Source organism: Mycobacterium sp., assembly GCF_032162605.1.
GTDB lineage: Bacteria > Actinomycetota > Actinomycetes > Mycobacteriales > Mycobacteriaceae > Mycobacterium.
Genome location: NZ_JAVROT010000518.1, coordinates 1 through 8,603, shown reverse-complemented (window position 1 = coordinate 8,603; position 8,603 = coordinate 1). Strand labels below are relative to the sequence as shown.

Below are 8,603 nucleotides of genomic sequence, written 5' to 3'. Positions count from 1 at the left end.
TGAGAACTACAATCATCCCAGCTCAGAGGGCACTTTCCTCATTCCGACACCCGGACAAACACCAGGTCATTCGGTGAATCGAGGCTAAGGCACGCCTGAGGCGGGAACGTGAGGGTTTTCCCCGATTCGACCTTGGGCGGCTCGCTTGTAGCGTGTATCTCAGCGGCTGGGGGGCCGTACTACCAAGTTTCGCGCTGCGGCGCGGGAACCGTGAGAGCGCGCCCATTGGGGGCGGGGACCATGACTGTCGCGGTTGCTGCCCTCTAGTCGTGGTTTATTCGACCAGACCCGGCCGTCATGGACTCCCTCAGACGTTGGGGGGCGGACCGAACCGTGCGCGACAGCTGACACGAAACAGCCCCCGCCACCGTAGAGGGGAGGGCGGCTCGTTCCGCTAGCGAGGTAGCGCAGCATGGCCCGCGAGGTAGGACGAAGCCACCGGCAAACTGTTGACCGGAACCCGATCCGGCCGGGTAAGACGATGTGGCGTATGAATCGACGGCGGGCACCATGCTCTGATCCCGTGATTCGGCATCGTCGGGGTCTCCCCAGGTCCCATCTGGATCAGTGATGTTGTGTCCGTCGGCAACGGCTGTGCCGATTCCAGCAGACAGGCCGAAGCCGACTAGGCCCAACGCCAATCCCCCTGCGGCGACGAGTTTTTTCGTCTTACATGCGACATTCTTGATCGTCATCGAAGGCCCCCCATTTGTGGTCCAGAACTGGAATCTGGACGTGCAATCGACGCTAGGGAGCGGTCGGTATCGACATACGTAGTTGATTACTCGGCTAATAAGAGCGAGCGAGCGAGCGAGGGAGGGGCCAGTCACTAGCTCACCTGATCGCTTTGGCCGGATAGCATTCGTCCCGTGGGGGAGGACGAGTCCGCCGACCGAAAGCGAGTCGGTCAGCTCTTATTGGGCGGTTCGGGCGTGCTGCTGGCCGCCGCCGGAATGTGGGCCTTTTTCGCCGGCCAAGACGACGAGCTCGCGGGCGGTTTCTTCGTTCTGACCGGACTACTGATGGTTGTTCTCGCCGCGTTTTACTCGCATGTCGATGGGATCGTTGAACTCGGCCTTCTCAAGATTCCCATCGCCAAGGCACGCCGCGCCGAGAAGCAGCTTGAACGAGGACGGATAGTTGCCGGAAGCAACTTGGAAGAGGCGCGGAAGGCATTGGAAGAGGCGTTGTCTCGGTACCACGATGCTCAGTTCGGTACTCCCACCGTCACGCAAGACCCGTCGGCGTCCCGCGATGGGCCGGAACGCAATGTGCTCCTCGTTGAGGATGCGGTCTTCACGATGGCGACGCTCACGCTCGACGAACAAGCTCTAGTTCGCACCGAGGTCGCCCGGATGAGACGTCCCGACTTCCACACGAATTTGGATCTTCGCGAAACCAGACCCGGCAATACCGGGCGCTCATACCGCATGCACAGAGTGCCTGATTCCGACCTCAGGCTGTGGTACCGGCAGAAGAGCGAGTTCGAGCCGTACCCGCTAGTTGTGATGGTCATTGAAGATACTGGTAAGGACCGCTAGGTCCGTCAGTGGATGTCGATGGCGTCTGACTTGATAGGGGAGAAACTGTGATGATTGGGAAAACCTGTTGACCGATCTCCTGGTGGCCAGCCGCAACCCGAAGAAACTGGCCGAGCTTCGCCGAGTACTCGACGGTGCCGGCGCGTCCGGGCTGCGTCTGTTGTCCCTGAACGACGTCGCCCCGTTCGACGAGGCCCCGGAGACGGGAGCGACGTTCGAGGAGAACGCGTTGGCGAAGGCGCGCGACGCGTTTCGTGCGTCGGGCCTGGCTGCGGTTGCCGATGACTCGGGGCTCGCGGTCGACGCCCTCAACGGGATGCCTGGCGTGCTGTCGGCGCGGTGGGCGGGTGCGCACGGCGACGACGAGGCGAATCTTCGGCTGCTCCTCGGTCAGTTGGGTGACGTGCCGGACGCGCGGCGTGGTGCGGCGTTCGTGTCGGCGTGCGCGTTGGTCTCATCGATGGGGGAGACCGTCGCGCGGGGGGAGTGGGTGGGGAACATCGCCCGCGAACCGCGAGGCGACGGCGGCTTCGGTTACGACCCGGTGTTCCTGCCGCAGGGATCGGCCCGCTCGGCGGCGCAGCTCAGCCCGGACGAGAAGGATGCGGCGTCGCATCGTGGCCGGGCACTGGCGCTGCTGTTGCCCGCGCTGCGCGCGCTGGCTTGAGTCTCAACACTCTGGCTAGAGGTTGAACGCGGCCTTGATCTGCTTGGTCTGGAAGTGCTCGACGATGATGCCGAGCAGCGGAATGGTGCCTGCCAGCAGCACGCCGATGGTCTTGCCGATGGGCCAGCGCACCTTCACCGCGAGGTTGGCGGCAGAGAGCAGGTAGACGAAGTACACCCAGCCGTGCACGACACCGATCCAGCTCGGCGGATCGTCGACCTTGACGATGTACTTCAGCACCATCTCGTAGCACAGCGCGATCAGCCAGATGCCGGTCGTCCAGGCCAGTACTCGGTAGCCGGTGAGCGCCTTGCGGATGGGCTGGTTGGGCGTCTGTGGCGATGGATCGTCGGCTTCCGGCGCGTCACTGGGCGCTTCGGGATCGGGGCTGCTCATCTGGTCGTCCTGTCGTCGGGGTCTTGGCGTCGCTCGGACCTGGCGAGCTCGGCCAAGTAGGCGTTGTACTCGCGCAGCGTGGGATCGTCGTCGGATTGAATGGCGGCCTTTGGCCGTTCTGGCAACAGGCCATCGGGGATCTCGGTCGGGCCGTACTGACTAGGCGTCGGCGGCGGCGCCTCTTCGTAACGGACGAACTTGTAGTAGCCGTAGAAACAGAAGGCGGCGAACATCGGCCACTGCAGGGCGTAGCCGAGATTCTGGAAGCTTCCCGACGTGGACTCGTAGCGGGTCCACTGCCACCAGGCCAATCCCAGGCAGCCGGAGGCGGCGACGAACACCAGCGCGATCAGCGCCGGCCTCCTACGCCGTGTAGTGGACATTGCTCCACGGTACCGCGATGGCCTTGGGTCCAATGAACTCGTCCATGCGGGCCGTGGCGGCATTTCGATAAATGGAAACGTCTCGCTTGCATGACCGCCTCCAGGGGATCTCAAGGTGGTCGAGCGCAGCGGTGAACAATCCGGTGATGTCTTCTGACCGATTCGAGAAGTGGTAGCGGATGCTCTTCACGCCGCGGTCGTTCGCGACGACCCGGCAGCCATCACTGTGGATGAGGCCGCAGACGAACTCCTCGGTGGCTTGGTCGACGAGGGCCTGTTGCCAAGGCTCGAGTGCGATTCGTCTGTGGTGTTTTCGGCCGGGTCCGTGTTGGGGTAAGAGACATGGCCAGTGTTTGGAGTAGTGCGACACGTCGGCGCAGCCATCGGGACGATGCGCAATGGCTGCGCGCTGCCGGGGAAACACCATGTCGATCGCCGTCCGGCATCGCGCGATAATCGCTGGATATTTCGTGTCGAGCGTGATTCTGAGATGCCAGGCCCTGGCGTGGCGTGAGATGCAACCGTCTCCTAAATAAAGTCCGAGGAGATAGCAATAAGCGGCCGCCGGCAACGCAGCGAAATCGTGGTCGATGCCGCACGGTGAGGCCCCCGTCCGTTCGCGGGGACGTATTCGCGGTCCGCGTCGCCACTCCCAAACGGTCTTCCGTGGGATTCCGGTGGCTCTTGCGACTTGGCAGTCGTTCATGCCGTCCGCAATCAATCGTCGAACCTCGTCGAATTCCTCGGCAGACCGCATGGCTTCGTCCCTCCCGGCACCAAGGTAGGAAGCACCACCGACATACAAGGTGCGAGGAGGTAACATCACCGCTCTGCGGGCGTGGCGAAATTGGTTATACGCGCGGGCTTTAGGTGCCCGTGTCCGAAAGGACGTGGGGGTTCGAGTCCCCCCGCCCGCACTCTCACTCTTATTCAGCCCGTGATGGCGGCGTCGATCAGCGCTTCGGCCGCCGAACGGGCGTACACCAGCGGGGCCTGATCATTCAGCGAGGTGGCCAAGGCATTGCCGCCATCGAAGAGCACCGCAAGCTGGTGGCCGAGACGGGACGGATCCGTCGCGCCCGCCGCAGCGGCCACGGTGGTCAGACGCTCGACGAACATGAGTTTGTGGTCCCGCACCAGCTCGTCGACCGCCGTCAGCTCGCCCGCACTCTCCACGGATGCGTTGTGGAATGGGCAGCCGCGGAAGCGTCCGGTCGGCATCGGCTCGAAGATTGCGAGAAGCCGGTTGCGGGGTGTGGCGTCGGTGGTGTCGAGTGCCCGCTCGTACGGTGATCCACCCGCCGCGTCGATCCGGCGCAGGTACTGCTCGACGAGATCCGACTTGCTCGGGAAGTGTTGGTAGAAGGTGCGTTTGGAGACGTGCGCCTCCTGCGTCAGGCGCTCCACGCCGGTGGCATGGATGCCGACGCGATAGAACAGGGTCGTCGCGGCGTTGAGGATCCGTTCGCGCGCACCCCGGCCGCCTCGGACATCCGGGGACGTGACCGTCTCTGTCATGGAATAAGCATACCGTTCGGTTTACTTCCTTCGGAAGCGGTTGTACCGTCTATGAGCTAACTATACCGATCATTACCCAGGCGGAGGTCGCATGTCCGACAGCTCGAAACACACAGTGCTCGTGATCGGCGCAGGCGGGCACGGCGGTACCGGGTCGCAGGTCGTCGATCGGCTTCTGGCCCATGACCGCAACGTCCGCCTGCTCGTCCGGTCCCGTGGTGCCCACGTCGATCGGTTCGTGGAGCAGGGCGTGCAGGTGGTGACGGGCGATCTGATGGACCGCCGGTCCCTCGTCGACGCCGTCCACGGCATCGACGCCGTCTACTTCGCGTATCCGATCGCAGCAGGCGCCGTCGCCGCCGCGGGGAACCTGGCGTCCGTGCTGCGCTCCGAAGGGGTGTCGCCACACCTGGTGGTGATGTCCATGGGGCCCGCCGCGGCCGAGAGTCCGAGCGCACTGGGCCGCGCGCAGTGGATAGCGGAGGAGGTGTTCGGCTGGGCCGGTCTGGAACCCACCGTGCTGAGGGTGGCGGCGCTGTTCTACGAGAACGTCCTCGTCCTGCACGGCCACGAGATCCGCGAAACCGGGCGATTCGCCAACAGCTTCGGGAAAGGCCCGACGCCGTGGATCAGCGGCCGCGACGCCGCAGACCTCGCCGTCGCGGCTCTGATCGACCCGGACCGCTTCACCGACAGGAAGGTGACCTACCCGCCGGGCGCCGAACTACTCACCCACGACGAAGTCGCCGAGGCGATCACCGCGGAGACCGGTCGCGTCGTCGAATTCGCTCCCATCTCGGCTCACGACTGGCAGACCACGCTGGAAGGCGTGGCGCGGAGTTCGCCGGGCGTGGTCAACACTGCCATGGCTCAACACATCTCGGCCGTGGGTGCACTGGTGGCTCAACGTGGCGCGGCCGCCATCCCGCCGGACCCGACACGACTCACCGAAATCATCGGCCACGAGCCACTGTCCTTCGCCGAGTTCGTCCACGAGCATCGGAACGAGTTCACCCCAACCATCGCAGAGCAGTCCACGCGATGAGTCCAGTGCTCGGCCACCCGTACCTTCATCTCGCCGCCGATACCCGTCACACCGGGGCGGGAGCTCTGTGGTCGGGGGCCATTGCACTGCTTGACAATCCGTGCCCAACGGTCAGGGCTTCGCCGTCTTGAACCGGTTTCGGTAGGCGCTCGGGGTGATCGCAAGCTCGCGGTGGAACAGGCGACGCAGCGATTCACTGGAGCCCAGCCCGGTCCGTTCGGCGATCTGGTCCAGGGACGCCTGGCCGCCGGTGAGCATCGCGCAGGCCGCTTCGAGGCGGGTGCGGTCGACGAAGTGCTGAGGGGTGTGCCCGGTTTCGGCGAGGAACAACCGGGACAGGTGACGGGCGCTCACACCCGCGGTCGCCGCCAGCGCGGACAGAGTGTGGTTGCGACTGGGGCTTGCAGTAATGACGTCCATGACCGCGCGGACGACGGAGTGGTTGGTGGGCAGCGCTTCCAGGCGCACGCTGAACTGCGACTGGTCTCCCGGGCGGGCCATGAACACGACGAGGTCTCTGGCCACGTCCAGCGCGAGGCCGGGCCCATGGTCGTGTTCGATCAGTGACAGCACGAGGTCGATGCCCGCGGTGACACCGGCGGAGGTCACGTAGGGACCGTCGGTGACGAACAGCGACGCCGAGTCGACGGTGACCTTGGGAAAGCGCGCGGCAAGCTGACGGGCGAGCTTCCAGTGCGTGGCGGCCCGTCGACCGTCGAGAAGGCCTGTCGCCGCCAGGGGAAAGGCGCCCGCACAGATGGAGACCGTCCGGCCGCTGCATTGCGCGAGGCTACGCACGGCGTCGACTAGCGCGGAATCGGTGATGGCGGCCTGCCAATCCGGTGCCCCCGGCACCAGCAGGGTGCCGACACTCGGCGGCAGGTGGTCGATGCCGGCGTCGGTGCCGTGGCGGGCACCCGAGCTGGCCACCACGTCGTTGCCGGTGAGCGAGGCGTGGGTGATGCGGTAATTGGCGCCGAAGGTATTGGCCGAGGCGAACGCGTCGATCGGACCCGTGACGTCGAGCATCTGGACTCCGTCGTAGAGCAGAACCACGACATCGTGGGGTGCAGCGTCGAGGCTCATCGTCGGCCCTCCAGGTCAGCCATCACACAGTGTCCACATCTGAGGGTTTCATGGCGTCAAGTACACGGCGGCACCGCACTGGTCCGAGCGATAGTGGAAGAAGCCGGTCGACAACCTCGCCGACCGGGACGTTCTATTCGGAAGGACAGAGAACATGGCTGAGACCATTGCGGGAGTTCGGATCCCGGACAGCTCATTGGTGAAGGATGCGACGGAGCTGATCCGTGACACCACCAACGAGCTGATCTTTCATCATTCGCGTCGAGTGTTCCTGTTCGGCAGCCTGCAGTCCCGGCGGCTGGCGATCAACCCGGACGCCGAGTTGCTGTACGTCGCCGCGCTGTTTCACGACACCGGGTTGGTCCCGCCGTACCGTGGCACCGCGCAGCGTTTCGAGATGGACAGCGCCGACGCGGCGCGGGCCTTCCTCGTCTCGCACGGGTTCTCCGGCGCCGAGACCGACGTCGTCTGGGCGGCGATCGCTCTGCACACAACCCCGGAGGTGCCCTACGGGATGCATCCGGTCATCGCCGCGACCACCGCGGGCGTGGAGACCGACGTGCTCGGAATTCGGCTCGACGCAATCGAATCTGGACAGATCGAGGCCGTGACGGCGTCGCACCCACGGCCGAACTTCAAGGCCGAGATACTCCAGGCGTTCGCCGACGGGTTCAAGGACCGGCCGGACACGACGTTCGGCACCGTCAACGCCGACGTGCTCGAACACTTCATTCCTGACTTCCGCCGCACCGACTTCGTGGACGTCATCAAGAACTCTGCGTGGCCCGAGTAGCAAGCCTCAGCCGAAGGTCGGTTCACCCTCGGTGGTGACGTCGAAGGTGTTGAGGAAGTTGCAGACCAGTTGGTAGAAGCCGACGGTGAGGACCAGGTCCGCCAACTGCGTCACGCTGAGCACCTCGAGGGCGTCGTCTCGGTCGGAGCCGCTGATGGTGTGGTCTTCAAGTAGGCGGTCGGTCCAGGTGAGGACGGCGGCTTCATCGTCGGGCAGCCCCTCGGTGGATCCGGTGGCGGCTGCGGCGATCGCATCGGCGGACAGGCCGACCCAGCCGCCGATCCGCTCGTGCTGGAAGACCTCGTAGGTGGCGCCATAGACCCGGCCGACGCGGATGATGGCGAGTTCGCGCAACTGCGCGGGCAGTGAGTTCGCTTGGAACATGGCGTCGGCCATCACGAAGAATCCCGGGGCAAGACCGGGCGAATGCGTGATCATCCGGTAGACGTTCAGCGAGTTGTGCGCTTCGACGGTGGCCCGTAGCTCCTGCGGCAGCGCAGTCGGGTCGGGGTACTCCATGGCGCTCACTCTCGGCCGCGAATCGGGTCGGCGCCATCCCAGTCGGCGGCGACTTCTCGAATGTATTGGAAGAACTGACCTTTGGGTCCACTGATGTCGGAGAGTTCGATGACGGTGCCCTGTTCGTGTTCGGTGTCCAGGTAGGCGAACCGGCCCAACTCCCCGCCGATGCTGCCTTCCTGCCCGATCGCGTACCCGTCGGCCAACGCCCCGTCCAGCAGGTTCTGGTAGTCGTCGGACCAGTACGCGATGTGCTGCATTCCTTCGCGCCCCGCGTCGAGGAAGTCCTTGTACATCGATGGGGCGCCATTGCGGGGCTGGATCAGCTCGAGCTGTACGTCCCCGGAGTTGGCGAGGGCCACGCTCATCTGCATGTCCGAGTCGGCCCCGCGGTAGCGGAAGAAGTCGGTTTGCACACGGTCGACGTAGAACCAGGGACCGACGCCGTGGCGGACCCAATTGTCCATCGCGGCATCGATGTCGCGGACGACGTAGCCGATCTGGGCGATCCTGCCGAACTTGGTACTCATTTTCTGATGACCTTCTTCTTCATGGGGATCCGAAGCCTGCCGGTTGCGCGTCTACACCGAATTCGAGGCCTTGGCGGCGGCAAGTGTCAGCTGGGCAATTCGCCTCGCGGTCTTGGCCGTGCCCC

Annotated in this window: 11 protein-coding genes and 1 tRNA gene; 5 read left to right on the top strand and 7 right to left on the bottom strand. The window is 64.8% G+C overall.

Annotation, left to right across the window (positions count from 1 at the left end):
* The first annotated feature begins 869 nt into the window (after window positions 1–869).
* Both QOI01_RS28700 and rdgB read left to right on the top strand, forming a co-directional pair.
* Window positions 870–1,541 (top strand): hypothetical protein, encoded by a 672-nt coding sequence (locus QOI01_RS28700; RefSeq protein ID WP_526386536.1) that lies wholly within the window; start codon window positions 870–872, stop codon window positions 1,539–1,541.
* 64 nt (window positions 1,542–1,605) lie between these two features.
* A complete protein-coding gene (gene rdgB / locus QOI01_RS28695) occupies window positions 1,606–2,208 on the top strand; it encodes an RdgB/HAM1 family non-canonical purine NTP pyrophosphatase (RefSeq protein ID WP_526386537.1) in 603 nt (200 codons plus the stop codon).
* Window positions 2,209–2,223: 15 nt separating this feature from the next.
* On the opposite strand, the gene QOI01_RS28690 is transcribed toward rdgB, so the two are convergent.
* From QOI01_RS28690 to QOI01_RS28680, 3 genes are read right to left on the bottom strand one after another with little or no spacing between them, the layout of a single operon-like run.
* Window positions 2,224–2,604 carry a DUF3817 domain-containing protein gene (locus QOI01_RS28690; RefSeq protein WP_526386535.1) on the bottom strand — a complete coding sequence of 127 codons (381 nt, stop codon included), beginning with the start codon at window positions 2,602–2,604 and terminating at the stop codon, window positions 2,224–2,226.
* Entirely contained in the window at window positions 2,601–2,987 is a 387-nt protein-coding gene (locus QOI01_RS28685) for a hypothetical protein (RefSeq protein ID WP_526386534.1), read from the bottom strand. Before QOI01_RS28685 ends, QOI01_RS28690 begins: the two co-directional genes overlap by 4 nt.
* Window positions 2,968–3,744, bottom strand: coding sequence for a hypothetical protein (locus QOI01_RS28680; protein WP_526386533.1), 777 nt, complete (start codon window positions 3,742–3,744; stop codon window positions 2,968–2,970). Before QOI01_RS28680 ends, QOI01_RS28685 begins: the two co-directional genes overlap by 20 nt.
* A 75-nt stretch (window positions 3,745–3,819) precedes the next feature.
* Between QOI01_RS28680 and QOI01_RS28675 the strand changes: the two genes are divergently transcribed.
* Window positions 3,820–3,904, top strand: a tRNA-Leu gene (locus QOI01_RS28675).
* 13 nt (window positions 3,905–3,917) lie between these two features.
* Here the strand turns inward: QOI01_RS28675 and QOI01_RS28670 are convergent.
* Window positions 3,918–4,505, bottom strand: a complete 588-nt coding sequence (locus QOI01_RS28670; protein ID WP_526386532.1) for a TetR/AcrR family transcriptional regulator — start codon at window positions 4,503–4,505, stop codon at window positions 3,918–3,920.
* 91 nt (window positions 4,506–4,596) lie between these two features.
* On the opposite strand from QOI01_RS28670, the gene QOI01_RS28665 reads away from it, so the two are divergent.
* Window positions 4,597–5,550 carry an NmrA family NAD(P)-binding protein gene (locus QOI01_RS28665; protein ID WP_526386531.1) on the top strand — a complete coding sequence of 318 codons (954 nt, stop codon included), beginning with the start codon at window positions 4,597–4,599 and terminating at the stop codon, window positions 5,548–5,550.
* A gap of 111 nt (window positions 5,551–5,661) precedes the next feature.
* On the opposite strand, the gene QOI01_RS28660 is transcribed toward QOI01_RS28665, so the two are convergent.
* Window positions 5,662–6,636 (bottom strand): GlxA family transcriptional regulator, encoded by a 975-nt coding sequence (locus QOI01_RS28660; protein ID WP_526386530.1) that lies wholly within the window; start codon window positions 6,634–6,636, stop codon window positions 5,662–5,664.
* A 154-nt stretch (window positions 6,637–6,790) separates the two neighbouring features.
* On the opposite strand from QOI01_RS28660, the gene QOI01_RS28655 reads away from it, so the two are divergent.
* The gene (locus tag QOI01_RS28655; protein ID WP_526386529.1) at window positions 6,791–7,429 is read left to right on the top strand and encodes an HD domain-containing protein; all 639 of its coding nucleotides are present in this window, start codon (window positions 6,791–6,793) and stop codon (window positions 7,427–7,429) included.
* 6 nt (window positions 7,430–7,435) lie between these two features.
* Here the strand turns inward: QOI01_RS28655 and QOI01_RS28650 are convergent, their stop codons facing one another.
* Together QOI01_RS28650 and QOI01_RS28645 are read right to left on the bottom strand one after the other, a co-directional pair.
* On the bottom strand, window positions 7,436–7,948 hold the full coding sequence (locus QOI01_RS28650) for a carboxymuconolactone decarboxylase family protein (protein WP_526386528.1): 513 nt from the start codon (window positions 7,946–7,948) through the stop codon (window positions 7,436–7,438).
* Window positions 7,949–7,953: 5 nt separating this feature from the next.
* Entirely contained in the window at window positions 7,954–8,478 is a 525-nt protein-coding gene (locus QOI01_RS28645; RefSeq protein WP_526386527.1) for a VOC family protein, read from the bottom strand.
* Between the last annotated feature and the right edge of the window lie 125 nt (window positions 8,479–8,603).

Coding starts and splice junctions, on each gene's coding strand:
- QOI01_RS28690 (WP_526386535.1), bottom strand. CDS start 2,604: ATGAGCAGCCCCGATCCCGAAGCGCCCAGTGACGCGCCGGAAGCCGAC.
- QOI01_RS28685 (WP_526386534.1), bottom strand. CDS start 2,987: ATGTCCACTACACGGCGTAGGAGGCCGGCGCTGATCGCGCTGGTGTTC.
- QOI01_RS28680 (WP_526386533.1), bottom strand. CDS start 3,744: ATGCGGTCTGCCGAGGAATTCGACGAGGTTCGACGATTGATTGCGGAC.
- QOI01_RS28670 (WP_526386532.1), bottom strand. CDS start 4,505: ATGACAGAGACGGTCACGTCCCCGGATGTCCGAGGCGGCCGGGGTGCG.
- QOI01_RS28665 (WP_526386531.1), top strand. CDS start 4,597: ATGTCCGACAGCTCGAAACACACAGTGCTCGTGATCGGCGCAGGCGGG.
- QOI01_RS28660 (WP_526386530.1), bottom strand. CDS start 6,636: ATGAGCCTCGACGCTGCACCCCACGATGTCGTGGTTCTGCTCTACGAC.
- QOI01_RS28655 (WP_526386529.1), top strand. CDS start 6,791: ATGGCTGAGACCATTGCGGGAGTTCGGATCCCGGACAGCTCATTGGTG.
- QOI01_RS28650 (WP_526386528.1), bottom strand. CDS start 7,948: ATGGAGTACCCCGACCCGACTGCGCTGCCGCAGGAGCTACGGGCCACC.
- QOI01_RS28645 (WP_526386527.1), bottom strand. CDS start 8,478: ATGAGTACCAAGTTCGGCAGGATCGCCCAGATCGGCTACGTCGTCCGC.